Source organism: Pseudomonas sp. OF001, from assembly GCF_904426495.1.
GTDB lineage: Bacteria > Pseudomonadota > Gammaproteobacteria > Pseudomonadales > Pseudomonadaceae > Geopseudomonas.
In genome coordinates this window covers 61,540-86,865 of sequence record NZ_CAJGBM010000063.1, presented here as the reverse complement: position 1 = coordinate 86,865, position 25,326 = coordinate 61,540, and the positions used below count along the sequence as shown (strand labels likewise).

The 25,326-nt window shown below is 65.8% G+C and carries 21 protein-coding genes; all 21 read left to right on the top strand.

Annotation, left to right across the window (positions count from 1 at the left end; genetic code table 11):
• Nucleotides 1-9 precede the first annotated feature (9 nt).
• The 21 genes from RA210_RS19860 (at nt 10) to RA210_RS19765 (ending at nt 25,320) form a co-directional block, all read left to right on the top strand.
• The gene (locus RA210_RS19860; protein WP_201487776.1) at nt 10-963 is read left to right on the top strand and encodes an acetaldehyde dehydrogenase (acetylating); all 954 of its coding nucleotides are present in this window, start codon (nt 10-12) and stop codon (nt 961-963) included.
• 11 nt (nt 964-974) lie between these two features.
• Nucleotides 975-2,006: a 4-hydroxy-2-oxovalerate aldolase gene (dmpG, locus tag RA210_RS19855; protein WP_201487775.1), complete on the top strand. Its 1,032-nt coding sequence runs from the start codon at nt 975-977 to the stop codon at nt 2,004-2,006.
• Between the two features lie 497 nt (nt 2,007-2,503).
• Nucleotides 2,504-3,493, top strand: coding sequence for a YCF48-related protein (locus tag RA210_RS19850; RefSeq protein ID WP_236574823.1), 990 nt, complete (start codon nt 2,504-2,506; stop codon nt 3,491-3,493).
• A gap of 37 nt (nt 3,494-3,530) precedes the next feature.
• Nucleotides 3,531-5,906, top strand: a complete 2,376-nt coding sequence (locus tag RA210_RS19845; RefSeq protein ID WP_201487773.1) for an efflux RND transporter permease subunit — start codon at nt 3,531-3,533, stop codon at nt 5,904-5,906.
• Between the two features lie 62 nt (nt 5,907-5,968).
• Nucleotides 5,969-7,576 carry a DUF1302 family protein gene (locus RA210_RS19840; RefSeq protein ID WP_201487772.1) on the top strand — a complete coding sequence of 536 codons (1,608 nt, stop codon included), beginning with the start codon at nt 5,969-5,971 and terminating at the stop codon, nt 7,574-7,576.
• Between the two features lie 20 nt (nt 7,577-7,596).
• Nucleotides 7,597-8,868 carry a DUF1329 domain-containing protein gene (locus RA210_RS19835; RefSeq protein ID WP_201487771.1) on the top strand — a complete coding sequence of 424 codons (1,272 nt, stop codon included), beginning with the start codon at nt 7,597-7,599 and terminating at the stop codon, nt 8,866-8,868.
• A gap of 107 nt (nt 8,869-8,975) precedes the next feature.
• Complete coding sequence (locus tag RA210_RS19830) at nt 8,976-10,082, top strand: alcohol dehydrogenase catalytic domain-containing protein (RefSeq protein ID WP_136488689.1); 1,107 nt, start codon at nt 8,976-8,978, stop codon at nt 10,080-10,082.
• A 78-nt stretch (nt 10,083-10,160) separates the two neighbouring features.
• A complete protein-coding gene (locus RA210_RS19825) occupies nt 10,161-10,706 on the top strand; it encodes a cupin domain-containing protein (RefSeq protein WP_136488688.1) in 546 nt (181 codons plus the stop codon).
• Nucleotides 10,707-11,030: 324 nt separating this feature from the next.
• Complete coding sequence (locus RA210_RS19820) at nt 11,031-12,035, top strand: AraC family transcriptional regulator (protein WP_201487770.1); 1,005 nt, start codon at nt 11,031-11,033, stop codon at nt 12,033-12,035.
• Between the two features lie 161 nt (nt 12,036-12,196).
• A complete protein-coding gene (locus RA210_RS19815) occupies nt 12,197-13,534 on the top strand; it encodes a Rieske 2Fe-2S domain-containing protein (RefSeq protein ID WP_136488686.1) in 1,338 nt (445 codons plus the stop codon).
• A 197-nt stretch (nt 13,535-13,731) separates the two neighbouring features.
• The gene (locus RA210_RS19810) at nt 13,732-14,490 is read left to right on the top strand and encodes an SDR family NAD(P)-dependent oxidoreductase (protein ID WP_136488685.1); all 759 of its coding nucleotides are present in this window, start codon (nt 13,732-13,734) and stop codon (nt 14,488-14,490) included.
• A gap of 263 nt (nt 14,491-14,753) precedes the next feature.
• On the top strand, nt 14,754-15,878 hold the full coding sequence (locus tag RA210_RS19805; RefSeq protein WP_201487769.1) for a Re/Si-specific NAD(P)(+) transhydrogenase subunit alpha: 1,125 nt from the start codon (nt 14,754-14,756) through the stop codon (nt 15,876-15,878).
• 36 nt (nt 15,879-15,914) lie between these two features.
• Nucleotides 15,915-16,229, top strand: a complete 315-nt coding sequence (locus tag RA210_RS19800) for an NAD(P) transhydrogenase subunit alpha (RefSeq protein ID WP_201487768.1) — start codon at nt 15,915-15,917, stop codon at nt 16,227-16,229.
• A 1-nt stretch (nt 16,230) separates the two neighbouring features.
• Nucleotides 16,231-17,667 carry an NAD(P)(+) transhydrogenase (Re/Si-specific) subunit beta gene (locus RA210_RS19795; protein ID WP_201487767.1) on the top strand — a complete coding sequence of 479 codons (1,437 nt, stop codon included), beginning with the start codon at nt 16,231-16,233 and terminating at the stop codon, nt 17,665-17,667.
• 335 nt (nt 17,668-18,002) lie between these two features.
• Nucleotides 18,003-19,340, top strand: coding sequence for a Rieske 2Fe-2S domain-containing protein (locus tag RA210_RS19790; protein WP_201487766.1), 1,338 nt, complete (start codon nt 18,003-18,005; stop codon nt 19,338-19,340).
• A gap of 61 nt (nt 19,341-19,401) precedes the next feature.
• A complete protein-coding gene (locus RA210_RS19785; protein ID WP_201487765.1) occupies nt 19,402-20,265 on the top strand; it encodes an alpha/beta fold hydrolase in 864 nt (287 codons plus the stop codon).
• Entirely contained in the window at nt 20,262-21,665 is a 1,404-nt protein-coding gene (locus RA210_RS19780) for an amidase (protein WP_201487764.1), read from the top strand. Before RA210_RS19785 ends, RA210_RS19780 begins: the two co-directional genes overlap by 4 nt.
• A gap of 67 nt (nt 21,666-21,732) precedes the next feature.
• Nucleotides 21,733-22,539, top strand: a complete 807-nt coding sequence (locus RA210_RS19775; protein ID WP_236574822.1) for a cupin domain-containing protein — start codon at nt 21,733-21,735, stop codon at nt 22,537-22,539.
• The gene (locus RA210_RS21950; RefSeq protein ID WP_236574821.1) at nt 22,523-22,708 is read left to right on the top strand and encodes a helix-turn-helix domain-containing protein; all 186 of its coding nucleotides are present in this window, start codon (nt 22,523-22,525) and stop codon (nt 22,706-22,708) included. The genes RA210_RS19775 and RA210_RS21950 overlap by 17 nt, the downstream gene beginning before the upstream one ends.
• A gap of 174 nt (nt 22,709-22,882) precedes the next feature.
• The gene (locus tag RA210_RS19770; RefSeq protein WP_201487763.1) at nt 22,883-24,106 is read left to right on the top strand and encodes a styrene monooxygenase/indole monooxygenase family protein; all 1,224 of its coding nucleotides are present in this window, start codon (nt 22,883-22,885) and stop codon (nt 24,104-24,106) included.
• Nucleotides 24,107-24,117: 11 nt separating this feature from the next.
• Nucleotides 24,118-25,320: an OmpP1/FadL family transporter gene (locus tag RA210_RS19765; protein WP_201487762.1), complete on the top strand. Its 1,203-nt coding sequence runs from the start codon at nt 24,118-24,120 to the stop codon at nt 25,318-25,320.
• Nucleotides 25,321-25,326: the final 6 nt, after the last annotated feature.

Below are 25,326 nucleotides of genomic sequence, written 5' to 3'. Positions count from 1 at the left end.
AACGACATCATGAAAAAACTCAAAGTCGCCATCATCGGCTCCGGCAACATCGGCACCGACCTGATGATCAAGATCCTCCGCCACGGCCAGCACCTGGAAATGGGCGCCATGGTCGGCATCGACCCGGCCTCCGACGGCCTGGCCCGCGCCGCGCGCATGGGCGTGGCCACTACCCATGAAGGTGTCGAGGGGCTGACCCGCCTGCCGGTGTTCCAGGACATCGACTTCGTCTTCGACGCCACCTCGGCGTCCGCCCATATCAGGAACGACGTGTTCCTGCGCGGCCTCAAGCCCGGCCTGCGCATGATCGACCTGACCCCGGCGGCCATCGGCCCGTACTGCGTACCGGTGGTCAACCTCGAGCAGAACCTGCACGAGACCAACGTCAACATGGTCACCTGCGGTGGTCAGGCCACCATCCCGATGGTTGCTGCGGTATCGCGCGTGGCCAGGGTGCACTACGGCGAGATCGTCGCCTCCATCGCCTCCAAGTCCGCCGGCCCGGGTACCCGCGCCAACATCGACGAGTTCACCGAGACCACCTCCAAGGCCATCGAAGTGATCGGCGGCGCGCAGAAGGGCAAGGCGATCATCGTCATGAACCCGGCGGAGCCGCCGCTGATCATGCGCGATACCGTCTACGTGCTGTCCGACCTCGTCGACCATGCCAGGGTGGAGGCTTCCATCGAGGAAATGGCCGCTGCGGTTGCCTCCTACGTGCCGGGCTACCGGCTCAAGCAGAAGGTGCAGTTCGACGTGATTCCCGAATCCGCACCGCTGAACATTCCCGGCCTCGGCCACCTGAGCGGGCTGAAGACCTCGATCTTCCTCGAAGTCGAAGGCGCCGCCCACTACCTGCCGGCCTATGCCGGCAACCTCGACATCATGACTTCCGCCGCGCTGGCCACCGCCGAGCGCATGGCGCAGGCGATGCTGTCCCGGTCGCAGCTGCACAACGCGTAAGGAGATCCGCCATGACCTTCAATCCCGGCAAGAAGCTGTACATCTCCGACGTCACCCTGCGCGACGGCAGCCACGCGGTGCGCCACCAGTACTCGATCCAGAACGTGCAGGACATCGCCCGCGCCCTGGACGAGGCGCGCGTCGATTCCATCGAAGTCACCCACGGCGACGGCCTGCAGGGCTCCTCGTTCAACTACGGCTTCGGTGCCCACACCGACCTGGAGTGGATCGAGGCCGCCGCCGAGGTGATCGAGCACGCCAGGATCACCGTGCTGCTGCTGCCCGGCATCGGCACGGTGCACGACCTCAAGGCCGCCTACGACGCCGGCGCCCGCTCGGTGCGCATCGCCACCCACTGCACCGAGGCGGACGTCTCCAAGCAGCACATCGAATACGCGCGCAGCCTGGGCATGGACACCGTCGGCTTTTTGATGATGAGCCACATGATCCCGGCCGAGCAGCTGGCCGCCCAGGGCAAGCTGATGGAAAGCTACGGCGCGCAGTGCATCTACATGGCCGACTCCGGCGGCGCGATGAACATGAACGACATCCGCGACCGCATGCGCGCCTTCAAGGCGGTGCTCGATCCGGCCACCCAGACCGGCATGCACGCCCACCACAACCTGTCCCTCGGCGTCGCCAACTCCATCGCCGCGGTGGAGGAGGGCTGCGACCGCATCGACGCCTCGCTGGCCGGCATGGGCGCCGGTGCCGGCAACGCGCCGCTCGAGGTGTTCATCGCCGCGGCCGAGCGGCTGGGCTGGAACCACGGCACCGACCTGTACCGCCTGATGGACGCCGCCGACGACCTGGTGCGTCCGCTGCAGGACCGCCCGGTGCGCGTCGACCGCGAGACCCTCGGTCTCGGCTACGCCGGCGTCTACTCCAGCTTCCTGCGCCACGCCGAAGTGGCCGCCGCCAAGTACGGCCTGAAGACCCTGGATATCCTCGTCGAGCTGGGCCGCCGGCGCATGGTCGGCGGCCAGGAAGACATGATCGTCGACGTGGCGCTCGACCTGCTCGCCGCCGGCAAGGGCCACTGAGCCTCCAGGGCAAACGCAGGCCTGGTCAATACGCTGTAGGGGCGAATTCATTCGCCAAGATGCCGCGCCAAGGCGAACGAATTCGCCCCTACAGACCGGGAAAGTGGCCTCATGCGCTTGCCCTGCGCTGATCCTCCCCCCAACCGGCACGGCCCGCGCTGGTCGTGCCCGCCTCTTGCCCCGCAGCCGTGCAGAGCACGCCGGCCGGCCTTGCGGGGCCTTCTCCAGCGCTCTCCCTGTGCAGCGCCCGGTCGGCCACGCCGCGCCGGAAAAACCGCTGCACCGCCTATCCGGACGATGCACGCCAAGGCGCATTAATGTGCGCCCACGGGACAAGCCGCGCAGTGGGCGGATAGTTGGTCCCACGGGGTGCTCATAAAGTGAGGTCAACGTCAACCCAGCGGACTTGACCCATGTCAACACTGATAAATATCGATCAAGCCTCATCCCAGGTGGTGTCCCGTCCGGGCCTCGTCCAGCGCGGCACAAAGGTGCTCATGACGGTACTGCCTTGGGCCATCATCGGCGGCCTGCTGTGGGCGGGCCTGTTCATCAAGCCGCAGCCGGTCGGCGCCACCGTGACACCGCCGCTGCTCGAGCGCCGCGACCACTTCTACGGCCTGGCCCTGTCGCCGGCCGGCGAGGTCTGGGTCAGCGGCTCCGGCGGCAAGATCCTCGCCATCGCCGCGGACGGCCGGGTCAGCCGCCTGGCCACCCCGACCCAGCGCACCCTGCAGGACATCGCCGTATGGGATGACCGCCATGCGGTGGCGGTCGGCAACGACGGGGTGATCCTGTTCAGTGCCGACGGCGGGCAGAGCTGGCAGGCCGCCCAGGACGTGCCGCGCTCGGAAGTCGCCAACAAGCTCAACCGCGTGCGTATCGCCGCCGGCGGCCTGGCCATCGCCACCGGCGAGATGGGCGCGCTGCTGGTCAGCCGCGACCACGGCCGCAGCTGGCAGCGCCTGCGCGAGGAGGAAGACGTGGCCTGGAACGACGTGGCCATCCTCGACGGCGGCCGCCTGCGGGTGGTCGGCGAGTTCGGCCGCATCCTGCTCAGCGACGACCAGGGGCAGAGCTGGGAGGAGGTCGCCAGCCCGGTGCCGGCCTCGCTGATGTCGGTGCAGTTCCGCGATGCGCTGAACGGCGTGGCGGTCGGCCTGGAAGGCGCCCTGCTGGTGACCCGCGACGGCGGCCGCCAGTGGGACAGCGTCGAGCTGGGCATCAAGGACCACCTGTTCGACGTGCTCTGGGACGCCGGCAAGAGCCGCTGGTTCGCCAGCGGCGCGCTGGGCCGCTGGGTCAGCAGCGGCGAACCGCACCGCTGGGTCAGCAGCAGCGCGGCCTGGTACTGGCAGACCGGCACCCTCGACGAGCGCAACCTGGCCTGGCACACCCGCGCCCTGCTGGTCGGTTCGAACATCTGGCTGGCCGGCGCCGACGTCGGCCGCTGGGATGGCCGCCAGTGGTCGCCCGTGAACCCCTGAAACGCCTTTCCTGGCCCCTCTTCTGCGAGATACGACCATGATCGAACGCATAGCCGAATTCTGTATCCGGCGGCGCGCCTGGGTGACCGGCGTCCTGCTCTTCCTGACCCTGATCCTCAGCTGGTTCGCGCTGCACATCGAGGTGCGCACCGTGTTCGAGGACATGCTGCCCTCGCGCCACGAGTACGTTAAGACCCACGAGAAGTTCAAGGACACCTTCGGCGGCTCGAACATGGTCACCATCATGTTCGAGGTGGAGGAGGGCGACATCTTCCAGACCGCCGTGCTGGACAAGGTACGTACTGTCACCCTGGGCCTGCGCGAGGTCTCGGCGGTCAACCAGTACCAGATCACCTCGCTGGCCTCGAAGAAGCTCAAGGAAGTGCGCGCCTCCACCGCGGGCATCGAGAGTCGCCCGCTGATGTGGCCCGACCTGCCGGCCGACGCTGAGGCGATGGCCGAGCTGAAGCGCTCGGTGCTGCGCAACCCGATGGTCTACGGTCCCTATGTGTCCAAGGACCTGCAGGCCACCCTGATCACCGTCGACTTCATCGACCAGCAGGTCGACTACAGCAAGGTATTCCACGAGGTGCGCGCGCTGATCGCCAAGGTCGAAGACGGTAGCGTGAATATCCGCGTGGTCGGCGACCCGATCCTCTACGGCTGGGTCAACCACTACCTGCCGGAAACCATCCAGCTGGTCATGGCAGCCCTGGCGGTGACTCTGATCATGCTGTTCGTCCTGCTGCGCACCTGGCGTGGTCTGTTCCTGCCGCTACTGGCTGGTGTGGTCAGCGCGGTGTGGGCGCTGGGCATCTGCCGTCTGCTGGGCATCCACTTCGAGCCGCTGGTAATCGTGGTGGCCATGCTGATCACCTCGCGGGCGGTGTCGCACTCGGTGCAGATCGTCAACCGCTTCGACGACGAGATCGAGCTGCTGCCGCCGGGCAGCGACACCTCGCGGATCGCCGCGCGGATCGCCCTGGCCGACCTGTTCCGTCCGGGCATGCTGGGGGTGATTGCCGACGCCGCGTGCATGGCGGTGGTGGCGCTGAGCCCGATCCCGATGCTGCAGAAGCTGACCGTACTGTCGGTGGTCTGGGTGATGACCCTGACCGTCAGCGCGGTGATCCTCACCCCGGTGCTGCTGTCGTTCATCCGCAAGCCGCACGGCATGGCCCATCCGCTGAACTGCCTGCCGGCGCTGCGTAAGGTACTTGACCTGGCTGTTGTGGTCAGCCTGTCGCGGGCCCGCTACGCGGTGCTCGGTGTCAGCCTGGTGGTGGTGGTTAGCGCCGGCCTGTACTCGCTGAACCTCAAGATCGGTGACGCCAACCCCGGTTCGCCGATCCTCTGGCCCGAGGCGCAGTACAACCAGGACTCGGCGGCGATCAACGCGCGCTTCGAGGGTGTCGACCGCATGTTCGTGGTGCTCGGCGACGACAGCCGTCCCGACCTGATCAAGGGCAACGAAGCCCTGCAGGCGATGAACAGCTTCCAGCGCTTCATCGAGGCACAGCCGGAGGTCGGTGGCTCGGTGTCGATCGCCGACGTGCTGCCGCAGGTCAACGCCAGCCTGCGCGAGGGCAACCCGCGCTACCTGGAGCTGGGCGACAGCGGCAGCCTCAACGGCAGCCTGATGGCCATGCTCGACTCGGTGTCCGAGCCGGGCGACATCTCGCGCTTCGCCGACGAGCAGTACGCCAACGGCTCGGTCACCCTGATGTTCCGCGACCGCCAGGGCGAGACCATTCGCACCGCTGTGGCGCGCATCAAGGAGTTCATCGCCAACCATCCGCTGAGCGAGGGCCAGTGGCACCTGGCTGGCGGCCTGATCGGCGTGATGGCCGCGGTCAACGAGATCATCCTGTCCAGCCAGATCGAGGCGATCGCCCTGGCCCTGCTGGTGCTCGCCGTGCTGTGCACCATCGTCTACCGCTCCAGCGTCGCCGGCATGCTGTTCATGGTTCCGGTGATCATCTCCAACATGCTGACCTTCGCCTTCATGACCTGGAAGGGCATCGGCATGAACATCAACACCGTGCCGGTGGCAGCGCTCGGTATCGGCCTGGGGGTGGACTACGCCTTCTACATCGCCGACCGCATCAAGGAAGAGATCGCCATCGGCAGCAGCCCCGAACACGCCATCCGCCAAGCCCTGCACAGCTCGGGCATGGGGGTCATCGTCACCGCCAGCGTGCTGATCCTCGCCACCCTGCTGTGGTGGGTTTCCTCGCTGCGCTTCCAGGCCGAGATGGGCCTGCTGATGGCCATCTGGCTGAGCGTGTCGGCGTTCTCCGCGCTGTTCGTCATGCCCGCACTGATCTATGTCACCCGCCCGCGCTTCATCTTCGGTGAGCGCGCGCAGGAGTCGGCGACCAGTGTCCAACCCGCCCCGTTCCAGCCGGCCTGAGACGGGATAACAAAAACAAGAAACCATCGGTTCCTCGCTGCCAACCACTCTGGGGATAACACATGAACAAGCACGGCATCGTGGGTGCGCTCCAGCGCACCCCTCTGGACAAGCTCGCGCTGGCGATCGCACTGGCGACGGTCGCTTCGACCACCCTTGCCGAAGACCGCTTCAAGTACGACGGCTACCTGCGCCAGGAAATGTCCTGGAACATGAAGAACTGGGAGGACACCCCGGGCTACGACGACAAGGGCAAGCTGTCGATGGCGCGCAGCACCGCGCGCCTCAATCTGGAGTGGCAGGCCACCGACGCGCTGACGGTAGTGGCCAAGCTGCGCGCCTCCCGTGAGGTGAAGACCAACTTCCTCGAACACCTCGAGGAGATGGGCGCCAACAACTACCGCGAGGCCGACGGCCAGGGCGACATCATGGATCTCTACAACGATGAAGAGATCCGCGAGCTGTACGTCGACTTCCCGGTCGGTGAGCGCCTGCAGTTCCGCCTCGGCAAGCAGCAGATCGCCTGGGGCGAGACCGACTTCTTCGCCGCTAACGACCTGGTGCACGGTTTCGACAACACCTGGCGCAGCTTCCTCGAGCCGGCCAACGAGGAACTGCGCAAGGCCAACATCATCGCCAAGATGAACATCGACGTGCCGGAGCTGGACGGCGGTCTGGAGGTGTTCGTGCGTCCGGGTTGGGACCGCAAGGAGGATATCGGCACCGAGCTGGACATCTACGGCGGACGCTGGTCGAGCCATCCTACCGCTGGCGTCGACTTCCGCAATATCGACCCGTACAACTTCGAGAACGACGAGGGTGACTACCGCGACGTCACTGGTGGCATCCGCTGGAGCGGCCTGTACGGCGACACCAACTACTCGTTCTCCTACCTGAAGACCTTCTACCCGTCGCCGATCCTCAATGCCTCCAACAACCTGGCATTGTTCGGCATGCCAGGCGTGCCGTCCGGGGCGGAGACCAAGGGTACCGATCAGACCCGCGGTCCGGCTGGCGAGATCATCTACCCGATGGTCGACATCTTCGGCTTCACCGCCAGCCGCTACTCCGGGTGGGCGGACGCGGTGTTCAGTACCGAGGTGGCCTACATCAAGGACGCGCCTTACCAGATCCTGCAGTCGCCGCCGACCCTGATCAGCCAGGCCGTAGCCCCCGGCTTCGACGGCTACACCACCAAGGACGTGGTCGCGCTGATGCTGCGCATGGACAAGAACATCGCCGCCACCCAGGACTGGCTGGGCACCGAGAAGCCGATGTTCTTCTCGGTGCAGCTGTTCGACAAGTGGGTGCAGAACTACGACGAGGACGACGCGCTGCTCTACAGCGTCGGCTGGGGCGGCAAGGTCAAGGAGCACTCGGTGCTCGCCACCGGGATCTTCGACCTCAGCTACAACAGCGGACGCATCCGCCCCAATCTGGTGGTCGGCGCCGACCTCAGCAACGGCGGCGGCTTCGCCGTGCCCTCGGTCACCTTCGAGCTGTCCAGCAAGCTGCGCTGGAAGGTCGAGTACGACGCCTTCTGGGGCAGCGACGCGCGCGACGGCAACAAGTGCGGCTTCCCGAATGCGGCCTCCTGCGACAACGCCACGCTGTTCGACTACTTCAACAACCGCGACCAGCTCTACACCAGCCTGACCTATCTGTTCTGATCCCCACCGGAGAGACCCCCATGAACGCATTCCGCTTTCCGCTGCGCCACACCCTGACGGCCGCTCTCCTTGCCGCGAGCGGCGGCCTGTCGACCCTCGCCGCCGCTGCCGAACTGCCGGCGGGCACGGTGATTTCCGCCGCCAACCTCGACCAGATCAAGAACGACACCTTCGAAGGTCACAGCATCGCCAGCCTGCTCACCGAGAAGATGGAATGGCGCATCCGCAACAGCGGCTGGAAGCTGCCGCTGGCCAAATCCCAGGAAGTGCCCCTCGATCCGCGTTGGGTCAAGGCCTCGCAGGCCAACGAGGGCAAGGCCGTGCTCAACAAGGAAGCCTGCCGGGTGGACAACTGGGGAGCCGGCGCACCCTTCCCGAACGTCGATATGAATGACCCACAGGCCGCGGAGAAGCTGGTGTGGAACTGGCATCTCGGCCAGTTGCTCGGCGACGTTTCCCAGGTGCCGCAGTTCACGCAGCTGCTGATTGACGGCAAGAAGGGCGTGCACGCCGAGCCGGTCGCCGAGTTCAGCCGCTACACCATGAAGGGCCGCCTGACCAGCGAGCAGACGGTGGAGGGCGACGGTAGCGAGCGTGGTCGCCAGCTGCTGTACTTCAAGTCGCCCTCTGACATGAAGGGCCTCGGCACTTATACCGTGATGTACGACTCGGACAAGGTCAACAGCGTGTGGGCCTACATTCCCGCCGTGCGCCGGGTGCGTCAGCTGTCCGGCGGCGCCTGGATGGACCCGGTCGGCTCCTCCGACCAACTGCAGGATGACCTGGATGGCTTCAATGCACGGCCGTGCTGGTACCCCGAGTACAAGCTGCTCGGCAAGCGCTGGGTGCTCGCCGTTGCCAACAGCAAGACCGGCCTGTGGAATCCTGACGGCAAGAGCTTCGCCGAGAAGTATCCGGTGATGGATGACGCTGAGCCCTACTGGAACATGAACAACAACAACTTCGAGCCGCGCGAGGTATACGTCATCGAGGCGACTACTCCGTCGGTGCACCCGTACAGCAAGAAAGTTTTGTACATGGAGGTGAAGTACCCGCGGTTCTATTACGTTGAAGCCTACAACCGAAAGGGCGAGTTCTGGAAATTCATGGAGTTTCATACTTATTCAAACATGGCCGACGGTGGTGATATCCGGCTTACTGCCAGTGCGGTCATCGACTTCCAACGCAACCATGCGACGTTGTCGATGATTGACACCAAGTCGTGGAGGACCAATTTCGACGCTAAGGCCAGCGACTTCTCCCTGCAGACCCTGCAGCGGGTTGGCCGCTGATTTAGCGCCACGCCTGGCGGGGCCGGTTCGCGCCGGTCCCGCTACTCCCTTCCATACAGAGCGGTCCGGCGGCCTTAGCAGCCGTCCGGCCAGCGGAGAGCAGCAATATGCAGACCATGAAAGCCGCACGCCTGCACGAAATCGGTGCGCAATTCGTTCTCGACGAGGTACCGCGCCCGCAGCCTGGCGCCCACGACGTGCTGGTCGCGGTCGAAGCCAGCACGGTGATCCCCAACCTGAAGAACGTCACCACCCACTTCCCCGAGTGGTATCCGTTCCTGCCGCTGCCGGCGCTGCCGGCGATCTTCGGCCTCGACTCGGCCGGCACCGTGGCCGCGGTCGGTTCGGCGGTCACCTCCTTCAAGCCCGGCGACCGCGTCTACGTCAATCCCGGCATCGGCTGCGGCGAGTGCCGCCACTGCAAGCAGGGCGAAGCGCCGCGTTGCGCGGCCTTCACCTTCCTCGGCTACTTCGGCTTCGGCTCCGGCTCGCAGGCGATCTTCGAGAAGTACCCCTACGCCGGTTACGGCGAGTACATGACCGCGCCGGCCACCAACCTGGTGCGCCTGCCGGACAACCTGTCGTGCGCCCAGGCCACCCGCTTCGGCTATCTCGGCACCGCCTACTCGGCGATCCGCAAGGCCGCCCTGCGCCCGGCGCAGAGCATCCTGATCCTCGGCGCCAGCGGCACCCTCGGCGTCGGCGCCACCCTGCTGGCGCTGGCCTTCGGCGCCGCCAAGGTGGTGGTCGCCGCCCGCGACCGCGCGGCGCTGGAGCGTCTCAAGGAGCTGGACCCGCGGCGCGTCGAGATCGTGCCGATCGGCGCGCGGCCGATCCGCGAGCAGGTGCTGGAGCTGCTGCCGGACGGCGTCGACGCCATGCTCGACACCCTCGGCGCCAAGGCGCCGGCCGCGCTGTCGGTGGACGCCATGGGCGCGGTCGGCCGCGGCGGGCGCATCGTGCAGATCGGCGGGGTGGCCGGGCCGATCCCCATCGATCCTCATCCGTTCATGTGCCAGCAGCTGCAGTACATCGGCTCGCTGTGGTTCACCACTGCCGATGGCGACGAGATGGCCCGCATGGTCGAGTCGGGCATCCTCGACCTGGCGCTGCTCGAGGAGCGTGCCTACCCGCTGGCGCAGCTCAACCAAGCGCTCGAGGACATCCAGAGCCAGGCCAACGGCTTCACCAACTTCCACATCGTCCACGGCTGACCTTCAGCCCCTGCGGCGACGCGGGCCGTCGGCGTCAGCCAGCGGACCGCGTCTGCGCTACCACGGAGCATCATTGCCATGAAATCCCAGCGCATCATCACTGGCCACGATCAGGCCGGCCGCTCGATCGTCGCCAGCAGCGGCCCGCTGCCCAGCGTCGGCGAGTTCCGCCAGTTTCCCGGCTTTGCCGTCGAACTGATCTGGCAGACCGCCCCCGGGCCCATTCCCGCACATCCCGTCGACCCGACCAGCCCGCCGCCTTCGGTACTGCCGGCGCCGGGCGGCAGTTGCGCGATGCGCGTCACCTTTCCGCCCGCCGTCTCGGCCATGCCGGTGGACTTCGATCCCCAGGCGGCCGCCCGCGAGCTGTGCGAGCGGCTACCTGGGCTGGGCGAGCTGTTCGAGGCCGACGCCCCCGGCTTCCATCGCTCCGATACCATCGACTACGGCGTGCTGCTGGAAGGCGAACTCACCCTAGAGCTGGACGAGTGCACCAGGGTGCTGCGCCGAGGCGACGTGGTGGTGCAGATGGGAACCCGGCATGCCTGGCGTAACACTGGTAACAGCCCGGCGCGCATGCTGTTCGTGATGGTGGGCGCAATTCGCGGGCAGGCGGTTGCGTAATTTCAAAATGATCTAATGCCGGGCAAAAACAGGGAGTTTTACGCTTAACTGTAAGCAAACATGCTGAAAAACAGGGTTTGCCACGGCTGGTCTCTTTCTTGCTTTGAACTACGGATGAGCACGATCCTGCCGGTTGTGTTACGTGGTTTTCCCGGCAGTTTCGAGGCTCCGCGCATGATCAGGCAACAGACCTGGCTTGGCGTTTGCTTCGTGATGAATCACTTCCGAACGGCGTGCGTGCCCGTTCAGCGAGTTGAAGTGAGGAGGCCGACGATGAATAGCGACCATGCGCCTTATAACAATAAAGATAGAGGCTGAACCAATATGCAAAATCTGGCTTTTCCCACTGCTACCCCCCCAGACGCCGTTCTGGCCAAGTTCGAGATATGCCACACCCAGGATCTAGAAGAAGCGCGCAGCTGGGGCGAACACATTTTCTGCGAGAACCGTCTTCACAGCCAAAGCAGCCAGCTTGAGGTCGATATGCGCGTATATTACAGGCGCTTGGGTGGCATTGGCGTGGGGCGCATGAGCTTTGGCGGCGACATTACGATTGACCCCAGCGTGTTCGATGATTTTGCGCTGATCCAGATGCCGATTCGAGGCCAGGAAGTGATCGAGTTCGGCAGCCGGCAGATTTGCTCGACGCCTAGTCAGGCCTCGGTGATCAACGCCCACCTGCCGTGCCGCATCCACCATCGCAAGGGCACCGAGAAGCTGATCATGCGCGTCGATCGCAGCCTGCTGGAGCGCATCTGTCAGCAGCACCTCGGGCGCACCCTGGCCAAGCCGGTCGAGTTCCACCCGGACATGCCGCTGGATACCGCGGAAGGGCAGCGCTGGATGCGCATGGTCGGCTGGATCTACGACAACCTGTCCCACGATGAGGGCAGCCTGCCGCCGCTGCTTGCCGCGCAGTTCGAGCAGGCGATGGTCACCGCGCTGCTGACCTGTCAGTCCAACAACTACAGTAGCGAGCTGTGTGCCGACCAGGCGCAGTCGATCGCCCCGGCATTCGTCAAGCGGGTCGAGCGCTACATCGAGGAGCATGCCCACGAGCCGATCTCCATCGTCGAGATGGCCGAGCATGTCGGCGTCAGCAGTCGCTCGCTGTTCTCCGGTTTTCGGCGCTTCCGTAACACCTCGCCGATGCTGTACCTGAAGGAGGTGCGCCTGCGCCGCGTGCACGAGGAGCTGCAGCAGAGCAGCGCCGGCAGCACCACGGTCACCGCGGTGGCCTTCCGCTGGGGCTTCAGCCACCTCGGTCATTTCACCACCGACTACAAGCGCCGCTTCGGCGAAAGCCCCTCGGAAACCCTCGCGCGCTGAGCGCACGGACACGGACGTCCAGCTGTTCGCTTTTTTTGCACTGCCGGGATAACCCCCTCGGTCATTGGAGCGTCAGCCCGCCCCCTGCTTCTTAGGATGACTATCAAGGGTGCCGCACAGGGCGGTACCCACTCTCCAAGTCAGCCTTCCGGGGGTTTCCAATGTCCGACCAGCCGATCATCCGTCGCCGCCAAGTCAAGACCGGCATCAGCGATGCCCGCGCCAACAACGCCAAGACCCAGAGCCAGTACCAGCCGTACAAGGACGCCGCCTGGGGCTTCATCAACCACTGGTACCCGGCGCTGTTCACCCACGAGCTGGCCGAGGACCAGGTCGAGGGCATCCAGATCTGCGGCATCCCGATCGTCCTGCGCCGCGTCGACGGCAAGGTGTTCGCCCTCAAGGACCAGTGCCTGCACCGCGGCGTGCGCCTGTCCGAGAAGCCGATGTGCTTCAACAAGAGCACCATCTCCTGCTGGTACCACGGTTTCACCTTCGATCTGGAAAGCGGCAAGCTGGCGACCATCGTCGCCAACCCGGACGACAAGCTGATAGGCACCACTGGCATCACCACCTATCCGGTGCATGAGGTGGCCGGGATGATCTTCGTCTTCGTCCGCGAAGACGACTTCCCGGACGAGGACGTTCCGCCGCTGGCCAACGATCTGCCGCTGCGCTTCCCGGAGAACAGCGAGCGTTATCCGCACCCCCTATGGCCAGCGGTACCCAGTCTGCTCGACGAAAACGCCGTAGCTCTGGGCATCCACCGCACTGGCTACACTAACTGGCGGATTGCCTGCGAGAACGGCATCGACAATGGCCACTTGTTGCTCCACAAGGACAACACCATCGTCCACGCGATGGAATGGGTGTTGCCGCTTGGAATGCTGCCGACTGGTGACGATTGCATCGAGGCGCTTGAGGGCGAAAACGAGCCCAAGGGTATGTTGCAATGGTTGGCTACCGACCGCTGGACACCGGTTCTAGAGAACAAGGAGCTGGGCCTGAAGGTTTCGGGGGTGAATGCTAGGCCGTATCGCACCTCGATCACCCTGCCGGGGCTGGTGGCGGTGGAGAACTGGCCGGGTGAGCACATGACCCAGATCGAATGGTTCGTCCCGATCACTGACGACACTCACGAGTACTGGGAAGTCATCGTCCGGGTTTGTAACACGCAGGAGGAGCTTGAGCAGCACAAGCATCGATACGAGCGTGTGTACAAGCCATTGTGTCTACACGGCTTCAACGACTGCGATATCTATGCCCGCGAGGCAATGGAGAACTTCTACGCAGATGGCACCGGCTGGGATGACGAGCAGATGGTCGCCACCGATATTTCGCCAATCACTTGGCGAAAAGTGGCCTCGCGCTGGAATCGTGGCATCGCCAAGCCGGGGCGGGGTGTCAGCGGCGCGCTGAAGCATACCAGCCTGATCCTCAAGGACACTGCTGACGGACACCGTCCGGGCTACAAAGTACGCAAGATCCAGGAAGATTGATCAAGCAGATCGCCCCACCCTGTTTTGGGGCGGGCGTAATCCTGAAACCTGCACTATTGGGATAATCGCAGGACTCAGCGGAGCGATAACGGGGTTTCTCCTGCCGATAATCGAAATGAGCTTGGCAGTGCCAGATGAATTGGTTCGGAAGGTGCTCGCCTGCTCATGATATCTATTTACCTTGAGAGGTTTGCTATATGAATCTGTCTTACGAACTTCAGGATAAGGTGGTAATTGTAACTGGGGGCGGCAGTGGCATGGGTCGTGACGCCAGCCTGGCTCTGGCCAAGGCCGGAGCTCGTGTAGTGATCGGTAACCGCAGCGCCAAGGTAGGAGCTGATCTGGTCGAGGAAATCGTCGCTGCTGGTGGTCAGGCTTTGTTCCGTGTGACCGATGTTTCTAAGGCAACCGACTGCGAGGCCTTAGTGGCTCTGGCCATGGAGAAGTACGGCCGGGTCGACGGGGCGTTCAACAATGCCGGCCTGCAGCGTGAGTTCAACGATGTGCACGAGACGCCTGTGGAGGATTTTTCCGATGTCATCGACATCAACCTCAAGGGCATCCTGTACATGATGAAGTACGAGACGGCCGCGATGCTGCAGAGCGGTGGGGGTGTCATCGTCAACAATGCCTCGATCTTCGGCCTCAAGGCGATGCCCAAGACCGCCTACTATGTGGCGGCCAAGCACGGCATTGTCGGCGCCACTCGAGCGGCCGCGCTGGACTATGCCACCCGTGGCATCCGTGTCAACGCGATCTGCCCAGGGCCGATCAAGACGCCTAGCTTCGACCGCGTCACTGGTGGTGATGAGCACATGTACGATGACGGAGTCCCCATGCATCGTATCGGGCGGCCGCATGAGATCAGTGCGGCAGTGCTCTGGCTGCTTTCCGACCATTCCTCCTACACCACCGGCACTACTCTATCGGTGGACGGTGGTATGTCGGCTGAGTAACTGCGTGTGCCGTCCTGCGCCCTGGCAAAACGAAGTGCCAGGGCGCTTTTAAATAGTCGGCAGCACTATTGTAGGTCATATTGAGGGCGTTCTTATATGGACGGATCTCTGGGGCCTATGTGGGGGATTTGTTTATCTGTGATTCGGGGCGCGCTGAGTCCATTTTTTCGCGCCTTTCGGAGAAATCCCTGATATATAAAATAGATAAACGTAATAACCCTTCAGGCTGCTGGTGAAAGTTATATTGCCATGGAGGTTTGCCTGTGCAGATCGGAATCCCTTTCGAGACCCACGCCGGGGAGACCCGCGTGGCTGCCACGCCGGAAACGGTCAAGAAACTCATCGCCCAGGGCCACCAGGTCATCGTGCAGAGCGGTGCCGGCGGTGCCGCCAGCATCCCCGACGATGCCTACGCCGCCGTCGGCGCCCACCTCGGCGATGCCGCTGCCGCGCTGGGCGCCGCCCTGGTGCTCAAGGTGGTCGCTCCCAGCGCCGCCGAACTGACCCTGATGCAGCCCGGCGCCGTGCTGGTCGGCATGCTCAACCCGTTCGACAGCGACAACCTGGCGCGCATGGCCGAACACGGCATCACCGCCTTCGCCCTCGAGGCTGCGCCGCGCACCTCGCGCGCGCAGAGCCTCGACGTGCTGTCCTCGCAGGCCAACATCGCCGGCTACAAGGCCGTGCTGCTGGCCGCCCACCACTACCCGCGCTTCATGCCGATGCTGATGACCGCCGCCGGCACCGTGAAGGCCGCCCGCGTGCTGGTGCTCGGCGCCGGCGTCGCCGGCCTGCAGGCGATCGCCACCGCCAAGCGTCTCGGTGCGGTGATCGAGGCCTCGGACGTGCGTCCGGCGGTCAAGGAGCAGATCGAGTCGCTGGGCGCCAAGTTCGTCGACGTGCCGTTCGAGACCGACGAGGAGCGCGAGTGCGCCGAGGGCGTCGGCGGCTACGCGCGGCCGATGCCGGCGTCGTGGATGGAGCGTCAGGCCAAGGCGGTGCACGAGCGCGCCAGGCAGGCCGACATCGTCATCACCACCGCGCTGATTCCGGGCCGCAAGGCGCCGACCCTGCTCCACGAGGCCACCGTCGCCGCGATGAAGCCGGGCTCTGTGGTCATCGACCTGGCCGCGGCCCAAGGCGGCAACTGCCCGCTGACCGTCGCCGATCAGGTGGTGGTGCGCCATGGTGTGACCCTGGTCGGCCACAGCAACCTGGCCGCGCTGGTGCCGGCGGATGCCTCGGCGCTTTACGCACGCAACCTGCTGGACTTCCTCAAGCTGGTCATCGACGGCGAAGGCAAGTTCCACCTCAACCGCGAAGACGACATCGTCGCCGCCTGCCTGATGTGCGAAGGCGGCCAGCTGGTCCGCCGCAACGCCGCCTGATTCCGCCCAGCGACTCCAATTACAAGGACAACAACCATGGACCCGATCTCCGACGGTCTCTACAACCTGATCATCTTCGTGCTGGCGATCTACGTCGGCTACCACGTGGTGTGGAACGTCACCCCCGCGCTGCACACCCCGCTGATGGCGGTGACCAACGCCATTTCCGCCATCGTCATCGTCGGCGCCATGCTGGCCGCCGCGCTGACCGAAACCGGCCTGGGCAAGACCATGGGCACCCTGGCCGTGGCCCTGGCCGCAGTCAACGTGTTCGGCGGCTTCCTGGTCACCCGGCGCATGCTGGAAATGTTCAAGAAGAAGGCGCCGAAGGCGCAGGCCGAGGCGCACTGAGATGAGCATGAACCTGATCACCCTGCTCTACCTGATCGCCTCGGTGTGCTTCATCCAGGCGCTGAAAGGCCTTTCCCACCCGACCAGCTCGCGTCGCGGCAATGCCTTCGGCATGGCCGGCATGGCCATCGCCGTGTGCACCACCGTGGCGCTGATCTACAAGCTCGCCGCCCAGGCCGGCAGCAGCGCCGGCATCGGCTATGTGCTGGTCGGCCTGCAGGCCGGCGGTAGCGCCGGCATGCTGATGGCCAAGCGCGTGGAAATGACCAAGATGCCCGAGCTGGTCGCCTTCATGCACAGCATGATCGGCCTGGCCGCGGTATTCATCGCCATTGCTGCGGTGGTCGAGCCGCAGTCGCTGGGCATCGTCGCCGCGATCACCGATCCGATCCCGGCCGGCAACCGCCTGGAGCTGTTCCTCGGCGCGGCCATCGGTGCCATCACCTTCTCCGGTTCGGTGATCGCCTTCGGCAAGCTGTCGGGCAAATACAAGTTCCGCCTGTTCCAGGGTGCGCCGGTGCGCTTCAGCGGCCAGCATCAGATCAACCTGGTGCTCGGCCTGGCGATCATCGCCCTCGGCCTGGCCTACACCTTCACCGGCAACCTGACCGCGTTCGCCGTGCTGGTGGCGCTGGCCTTCGTGATCGGCGTGCTGATCATCATCCCGATCGGCGGCGCCGACATGCCGGTGGTGGTGTCGATGCTCAACAGCTACTCGGGCTGGGCGGCCGCCGGCATCGGCTTCTCGCTGAACAACTCGATGCTGATCGTCGCCGGCTCGCTGGTCGGTTCCTCGGGCGCGATCCTCTCCTACATCATGTGCAAGGCGATGAACCGCTCGTTCTTCAACGTGATCCTCGGCGGCTTCGGCGCCGAAGCCGGTGCGACCGTGGCCGGCAGCCAGGAGCAGCGCCCGGTGAAGAGCGGCTCGGCCGACGACGCCGCCTTCCTCCTCGGCAACGCCGACAGCGTGATCATCGTTCCCGGCTACGGCCTGGCGGTGGCGCGCGCCCAGCACGCGCTGATGGAGCTGACCGAGAAGCTGACCCACCGCGGCGTGACGGTGAAGTACGCCATCCACCCGGTGGCCGGACGTATGCCCGGGCACATGAACGTGCTGCTGGCCGAGGCCGAGGTGCCCTACGAGCAGGTGTTCGAGATGGAAGACATCAACCCCGAGTTCGGCCAGGCCGACGTGGTGCTGGTGCTGGGCGCCAACGACGTGGTCAACCCCTCGGCGAAGACCGATCCGAAGTCGCCGATCGCCGGCATGCCGATCCTCGATGCGTACAAGGCGCGCACCGTGATCGTCAACAAGCGCTCGATGGCCAGCGGCTACGCCGGGCTCGACAACGAGCTGTTCTACATGGACAAGACCATGATGGTGTTCGGCGACGCCAAGAAGGTGGTCGAGGACATGGTCAAGGCGGTCGAGTAATGTGAGTTGCCCTGCTGCACATCTTATTTATTTGTGCAGCCCTTCCTCCACGGTCGCAGCAGGCGACCGTTTTTTGCTTTTCCATCGGATTGATGGAAATAGAGTTGAAAGCAAAGTGAGGGAATTGAAGATCGTAAAGCATCCAATCAGTCTACTTAGTTGGCTGCGCGCGTTTTGATTACGCAGAAATTAGGTTAATCCCCCGCTTTATTTTGCGCTGCCGGGATAACCGCTTCGGCAATTGGAGTGCTAGGAGTTCGCCCCCTTTTTAGTATGATTTTTACAGCTGCCAAATTAGGCGATACCACTGTTAAGTCTGCCTTTGAGGAGTGCCAATGTCCGAAAAGCCCATCATCCGCCGTCGCCAGGTCAAGAACGGTATCAGCGATGCCCGTGCCAACAACGCCAAGACCCAGAGCCAGTACCAGCCGTACAAGGACGCTGCCTGGGGCTTCATCAACCACTGGTACCCGGCGCTGTTCACCCACGAGCTGGGCGAGGACCAGGTCGAGGGCATCCAGATCTGCGGCATCCCGATCGTCCTGCGCCGAGTCGACGGCAAGGTGTACGCTCTCAAAGACCAGTGCCTGCACCGCGGAGTGCGCTTGTCCGAGAAGCCAATGTGTTTCAACAAGAGCACCATCTCCTGCTGGTACCACGGTTTCACCTTCGACCTGGAAAGCGGCAAGCTGGCGACCATCGTCGCCAACCCGGACGACAAGCTGATAGGCACCACTGGCATCACCACCTATCCGGTGTATGAGGTGGCCGGGATGATCTTCGTCTTCGTCCGCGAAGACGACTTCCCGGACGAGGACGTTCCGCCGCTGGCCAATGATCTGCCGTTTCGCTTCCCGGAGCGCAGCGAGCAGTTCCCGCACCCGCTGTGGCCGGCCTCGCCCAGCGTGCTGGACGACAATGCGGTGGTTCACGGCATGCACCGCACCGGCTTCGGCAACTGGCGGATTGCCTGTGAGAATGGTTTCGACAACGCGCACATCCTGGTGCACAAGGACAATTCCATAGTCCATGCCATGGACTGGGTGCTGCCGCTCGGCTTGGTGCCGACCGGCGACGACTGCATCAGCGTGGTCGAGGAGGAGGGCGGGCCCAGGGGGCTGATGCAGTGGCTGTTCACCGACAAGTGGGCACCGATCCTCGAGAACCAGGAGTTGGGCCTCAAGGTGGAAGGCCTCAAGGGGCGCCACTACCGTACCTCGGTGGTGCTGCCCGGCGTGCTGATGGTGGAGAACTGGCCGGAAGAGCACGTGGTGCAGTACGAGTGGTACGTGCCGATCACCGACGATACCCACGAGTACTGGGAAATCCTGGTGCGCGTGTGTCTCACCGACGAAGACCGCAAGAAGTTCAAGTACCGCTATGACCATATGTACAAGCCACTGTGCCTGCACGGATTCAACGATTGCGACCTGTACGCCCGTGAGGCCATGCAGAACTTCTATTCCGACGGTACCGGCTGGGACGATGAGCAACTGGTGGCCACCGACGTCTCGCCGATCAGTTGGCGCAAGCTGGCCTCGCGCTGGAACCGCGGCATCGCCAAGCCCGGCCGCGGTGTAAAGGGTGCGATCAAGGACAGCAGCCTGATCTTCAAGGAAACCGCAGACGGTCACCGTCCCGGCTACAAGGTCCGGCAGATCGTCGACGAGTGATATCCGACCCCAGGCATGCCGCGCTGAGGCGTGTCATGCCACCTTCCGCAGGGAAATTCCGATGCACAACCTAGCCCTTCCCCCCAGTCGTTTCGTCACGGTGGACGGCGTGCGCCTGCACTACCGTGTAGTCGACGGTCCTGCCGACAGCCTGCCGGTGATCTTCACCCACGGCGGCGGCCCCGGCAGCACCGCCTGGAGCAATTTCCGCCTCAGCGCGCAGGCCTTCGCCGCCCGCCACACCTGCTACTTCCTCGACTTCGCCCAGTACGGCGGCTCCGACATGGTGCCGGTCGAGGGGCCGGCGCTCGCCTGGCACGCGCGCAAGCTGCTGGGCTTCATGGACGCGCTGGGCATCGAGCGCGCCCATCTGGTCAACCAGTCGTTCGGCGGCTGCGTGGCGATCCGCTTCGCCGCCGACCATCCCGAGCGGGTCGGCCGCCTGGTCATGATCGGCTCGCAGCCGCTGGCGCATGGCGTGCTGCAGCCGCTGCCGCTGTTCAGCAAGCACGCCGCGACCCTGATGTCCGACTACTACCTCGCCGGCGGCGGGCCGAGCCTCGACAAGATGCGCGAGCTGATCTGCCGCTACGAGCTGCACGACGACCGCAAGCTCGACGCGGAGACTCTGCGCCTGCGCTACGAGGCCAGCGCCAACCCCGCCTACCTCGAACTGCTCGGCACGCCGGGCGCCTTCGGCGAGTGGGAGGATCTGACTGCGGTGTTCGCCCAGGTGCAGGCGCCGACGCTGATCCTCTGGGGCCTGCACGACTGGTTCGGCGGCATCGACGTGCCGATGCTGATGCTCAACCGCTTCGCCGACGCGCGCCTGCACGTCATGGGCAACGCCGCCCACCACCTGCAGAGCGAGTGCCCGGACGAATTCAACGCCGTGGCGACGGCCTTCATCGGAGGCTACGCATGAACACTCCCAGCGATCTGCACTACCTGGAGATGCACGAGCTGTCGTTGCTGATCCGTACGCGCAAGCTGTCGCCGGTCGAGGTCGCCGAGGCCCAGCTGGCGCGCATCGAGCGCCTCGACGGCGCGCTGCACAGCTACGCCCACGTGGCGGCCGAGCAGGCCATGGCGCAGGCGCGCCAGGCCGAGCAGGAGCTGATGCGCGGCCAGTGCCGCAGCCCGCTGCACGGCATCCCGCTGGCGGTGAAGGACCTGTTCCACACCGCCGGCATCCCCACCGCGGCGGGCATGGCGATCCACCGCAACTTCATCCCCGGCGAGGACGCCACCGTGGTGGCGCGCCTGCGCGAGGCGGGCAGCGTGCTGCTCGGCAAGCTGCAGATGACCGAGGGCGCCTTCGCCACCCATCACCCGGCGTTCGCCGCGCCGGTCAATCCGTGGGGCGCCGGCCACTGGGCCGGCGCCTCGTCCAGCGGCTGCGGCGTGGCCACCGCCGCCGGGCTGTGTTACGCCGCGCTGGGCACCGACAGCGGCGGCTCGATCCGCTTTCCCTGCGCGGCCAACGGGCTGACCGGGCTCAAGCCTACCTGGGGCCGGGTCAGCCGCCACGGCGCCTTCGAGCTGGCCGCCAGCCTCGACCACGTCGGGCCGATCACCCGCAGCGCGCGCGACGCGCTGTTCCTGCTGTCGACCATCGCCGGCCACGATCCGCTGGATCCCACCTCGCTGCCCAGCGTGTGCCTGGAGATCCCCGGCATCGAGGAGTCGTTCCGCGGCCTGCGCATCGGCGTCGACGAGGACTGGCTGAGCGACGGCGTCGACGAGGAGATCGTCGAGGCCCTCGACGAGGTGCTGACCATGATCCGCGCCGGCGGCGGCAGCCTGGTGCGCGTGCGCATGCCGGATACCCGCGCGGTGAGCGGCAACTGGGAAAGACACTGCGGCGTGCAGACCGCGGTGGCGCACGCGGCGACCTACCCGAGCCGCGCCGGCGAATACGGCCCGGCGCTGAGCCGGCTGATCGACGGCGGCCGCGCGCTGTCCGGCATGGACTACCAGCGCGTGCTGCTCGACGCGCAGCGCTTCCACGGCGAGCTGGAGTGCGTGCTCAACGAGGTCGACCTGCTGCTCGCGCCGGTGCAGCCCTGTGCCGCGCCGACCCACGAGCAGCTCGGCGCGCTGGCCCAGGACCCGGAGGCCAACCGCCGGCTGATCCAGTTCACCGCGCCGTTCAACGTCAGCGGCCACCCCTGCCTGAGCCTGCCGATCGGCTTCACCACCGGCGGCCTGCCGATCGGCGGCCAGTTCATCGCCGGCAAGGGCGGGGAGGGCGTGCTGTGCCGCGCCGGCATGGCGCTGCAGAAGGTCAGCGACTGGCACAAGGTGCGTCCGGCCGGGCTGTGACGGGCGGGCCGGGTCCGGCGCAGGGGGCGTAGCATTCAGGTTGCCAACTGGGGGAGGGGAGCCGGTCATGAATGCCACCAACCGGGTCGAAGAGCTGTGTTCGCAGGATCCCGACGAGACCCGCCAGCTGGTGGCGTCGGTGTTCTGCGAGCATCGCCTGGAAGTCCGCCAGGCGCCGGCCGGCCTCGACTACCGGCATCATCACCTGCGCACCGGGCACCTCAGTTTCAGCCGCATGGGCTATGGCGCCGAGGTGCGCGTCTCGCCCGGCGAGCTGGGCTCGTTCTATCTGGTCCAGCTGCCGCTGGCCGGGCATGACCGGCAGCGGGTCGGGCGGCACGAGCTGCTCAGCGACAGCCGCTGCGGCAGCGTGCACGGGCCGGACGAGCATCTGGCGATGCACTGGAGCGCCGACTGCCACAAGCTGGTCGTGCGCATCGAGCGGGGCGCGCTCGAGCAGCATACCGCCGCGCTGCTCGGCTGTGCGCTGCACGATCCGCTGACCTTCGCCAACCCGATGGATCTGGGCTGCGCCCACGGCGCCGCCTGGGGCCACACCGCCCGGCAACTGTTCGACGAGCTGCAGCGCGCGCCGCAACTGTTCGCGCTGCCGCTGGTGCGCACGCAGTTCGAGCAGACGCTGATGACCACCCTGCTGGCCTGGCAGCCCAACAGCCTCAGCGCACGCCTGGGCGAGCCGGCGGCCAGGGTGCTGCCGCGCCACGTCAAGCTGGCGGTGGACTTCATGCGTGCCCATCCCGAGCAGTCGATCAGCGTGGAGACGCTGGCGGCCATCAGCGGGGTCAGCGGCCGCTCGCTGTACAACGGCTTCCAGCAGTTCCTCGGCGTCAGCCCCCATGCGCTACCTGCGTGATCTGCGCATGGAGCGGGTGCGCGAGGATCTGCTCGATCCGCGCCAGCCGCGCAGCGTCACCGCGATCGTCACCCGCTGGGGCTTCTTCCAGCTCGGGCGGTTCGCCATCGAGTACCGCCGGCGCTATGGCGAGACGCCTCGGGAGACCTTGCTCAAGGCCCGCATCTAGTGCCTTTTGCCGCCGTTTGGGCGGCATTTCTGCCCGAAAATGGTGCGTTTCATATTTCTGCAATTTCCGCATGCTGGCTGCGGAAACTGCATATTCGCCCCGTCCGCCTTGCTCCACATTGGCAGCCGACTGCACCCGCAGTCCTTGGCAAACCTGATGATGGAGCTGCAGCGCATGAGAAAGATAACAATCGTTGGCGCCGGACAGGCCGGTCTGCAACTGGGCATCGGCCTGCTCAAGCAGGGCTGCGCCGTCACCCTGATCTCCAACCGCACCGGCGCGGAGATTTCTGCCGGCCGGGTGCTGTCCAGCCAGTCGATGTACGACATGGCACTGGAGTTCGAGCGCGAGCTGGGGCTGGCGTTCTGGGACGACAGCTGTCCGCCCACCACCGGCGTGCACCTGCGCGCCGGCAACGAGCAGGGGCTGCTGATCGACTGGCGGGCGCGCATGCCGGCTCCCGGGCAGTCGGTCGACCAGCGCATCAAGATGCCGCGCTGGATGGCCGAGTTCGAGCGCCTCGGCGGCCGCCTGGTGATCGAGGAGGCGGGCCTCGCCGAGCTGGAGCGCTATGCCGCCGCCAGCGACCTGGTGATCGTCGCCAGCGGCAAGGGCGAGATCGGCAAGCTGTTCGAGCGCGACGCCGAGCGCAGCGCCTTCGACCGTCCGCTGCGCACCATCTCGCTGACCTACGTGCACGGCATGCTGCCGCGCGAGGACTACAGCGCGCTGAACATCAGCGTCAACCCGGGCATCGGCGAGTACGTCAACTTCCCCTGCCTGACCCACAGCGGCGCGGGCGACATCATCAACCTCGAGTGCATCGAAGGCGGGCCGATGGACCGCTGGGACGAGGTCACCACGCCCGAGGAGCACCTGGCCCTGGCCGTCGAGCTGATCGAGCGCTTCTTCCCCTGGGAAGCCTGGCGCTGCCGCGACCTGCGCCTGACCGATGCGCTCGGCACCCTGGTCGGCCGCGTCACTCCCACCGTGCGCAAGCCGATCGGCTACCTGCCGTCCGGGCGCACCGTGCTGGGCATGGCCGACGTGCTGGTGCTCAACGACCCGATCACCGGGCAGGGTTCGAACAACGCCAGCAAGTGCGCCAACATCTACATGAACGCCATCCTCGAACAGGACGGCGCGGCGTTCGACGACGCCTGGAAGACGGCGACCTTCGAGCGCTACTGGGACTACGCGCAGTGGGTCGCGCGCTTCACCAACACCCATCTGCTGCCGCTGACCGAGCCGGTGCTCAAGGTGCACGGTGCCTGCGCCGACCGGCCGGAACTGGCCGCGACCTTCGCCAATGCCTTCAACGATCCGAAGATCCTCACGCCCTGGTACTACGACTCCGCCGCGGCCGATCGCTTCATCGCCTCGTTCGCCGCTGCCTGAAGGACGCCGTCATGCTCGAACACAACCACAAGCGGCGCTCTGCAGCCGCGTTCGGCGTCCTTGCCGCGTGCCTGCTGCCCCTGCAGATCGCCCAGGCGACCCAGGGCACCATGCCCCATGGCTACGGGGTCAAGTCCGAAGGCATGGGCGGCGTGGTCATCGCCCTGCCCCAGGATGCCCTGGCCGGCGCCTCCAACCCGGCCGGCATGGTGCTGGTCGGCGACCGCCTGGATCTCGGCGTGGCCTTCCTCAAGGTCGACAACGGCGCGGAGTTCGCCGGCACCACCGTCAGCGGCGTCGAGGACCGCGACCTCTACGTCATCCCGCAGTTCGGCGCCAACAAGATGCTCGACGAGCGCAGCAGCCTCGGCCTGTCGCTGGTGGGCAACGGCGTGGGCACCGCCTATGGCGACGATGCCAACTTCGGCGGGCTGCAGGAGCCGGGGGCCGAGTTCCAGCAGATGGTCGCCACCCTCAGCTACGCCCGCCAGCTGGACGAGCGGCACAGCGTCGGCCTGGGCCTGATCCTGGTGCGCCAGGTGCTGGACATCGACGGCACCGCCAGCATCGGCCTGCCGCAGGGCCGCGACGAGGCCCACGGCGCCGGCCTGCGCCTTGGCTGGATCGGGCGCCTGACCCCCGAGCTGAGTTTCGGCGCCAGCTACTCCACCCGCGGCTACATGTCGAAGATGGACAAGTTCGACAGGCTGCTGGCCGAAGGCGGCGACCTCGACCTGCCGTCCACCTGGGCGCTCGGTGTGGCCTGGCAGCGCGGGCCGCTGACCCTGGCCGCCGACGTGCAGAAGATCCTCTGGAGCGACGTCCGCTCGCTCGGCAACCCCGGCGTGGGCCGCGCCACGGGCGCGCCGGGCGACTCCGACGGGCCGGGCTTCGGCTGGCGCGACCAGACGGTCTGGCGGGTCGGCGCCGCCTGGGCGCTGAGCGAGCGGCTGACCCTGCGCGCCGGCTACAACGACGCCAACCAGCTGCTCGACAGCCGCGACACCTACCTGGGCATCCTCGCGCCGTCGGCCAACCACCGCCACGTTACGGCCGGCGGCAGCTACCGGCTGGGCAACGGTCACGAGCTGTCGCTGGCCTACGCCCGCTCGTTCAAGGACAAGGTGCACGGCGACGGTCCCGGGCCGAACGCCGTCAGCTCGCCCTACATGGGCCAGCACTGGCTGTCCGTCGGCTATGGCGTGGACTTCTGAGCAGGA